Source organism: Mycoplana rhizolycopersici (genome assembly GCF_013378445.1).
GTDB lineage: Bacteria > Pseudomonadota > Alphaproteobacteria > Rhizobiales > Rhizobiaceae > Mycoplana > Mycoplana rhizolycopersici.
This window is the reverse complement of the sequence record NZ_JABXYK010000057.1, coordinates 1-686: the sequence shown is the minus strand read 5'-3', so window position 1 is coordinate 686 and position 686 is coordinate 1. Positions and strand designations below refer to the sequence as shown.

Annotated in this window: 1 protein-coding gene; it reads left to right on the top strand. The window is 63.1% G+C overall.

What is annotated here, in order from left to right:
• Window positions 1-686 (top strand): Ig-like domain-containing protein (locus HV823_RS26385; RefSeq protein ID WP_210270948.1); only part of this gene is annotated, 686 nt, incomplete at both ends.

The window sequence follows — 686 nt, the reverse complement described above, 5'->3', positions numbered from 1 at the left end:
CGCGGGAAGCCTGACGCTGTCCGGCAAGGCGCTGAAGGCCGGCCAGATCGTCACCGCAGCCGATCTCGGCAAGCTGGTCTATACGCCGGCTGCCAATGCCACCGCCCCCGTCTCCTTCACCTTCCAGGTCGTCGACAACGGCGGAACAGCCATGGGCGGGATCAACATTGACCCGACGCCGAATGCGTTCCGCTTTTCGATCAAGCCCGTCAACGACGCTCCTTCGGGTACTGACAAGACGGTCGGTCTGCTGGAAGACAGCGCCTACAAGTTCAAGCCCGCCGATTTCGGTTTCACCGACACGGCGGACGGTCATGTGCTGGCAGGCGTGAAGTTCGCGACGCTGCCCACAGCGGGGCTTCTGACCCTTTCGGGCAAGGCGCTGAAGGCCGGCCAGATCGTCAACACGGCCGATCTCGGCAAGCTGGTCTACACGCCCACCGCCAATGCCACCGCCCCCGTCTCCTTCACCTTCCAGGTCGTAGACAATGGCGGAACGGCCAATGGCGGCATCAACATCGACCCGACGCCGAACGCGTTCCGCTTTTCGATCAAGCCGGTCAACGACGCTCCTTCGGGTACTGACAAGACGGTCGGTCTGCTGGAAGACAGCGCCTACAAATTCAAGGCCGTCGACTTCGGCTTCACCGACAAGGCGGACGGGCACACGCTGGCTGGCGTGAAGT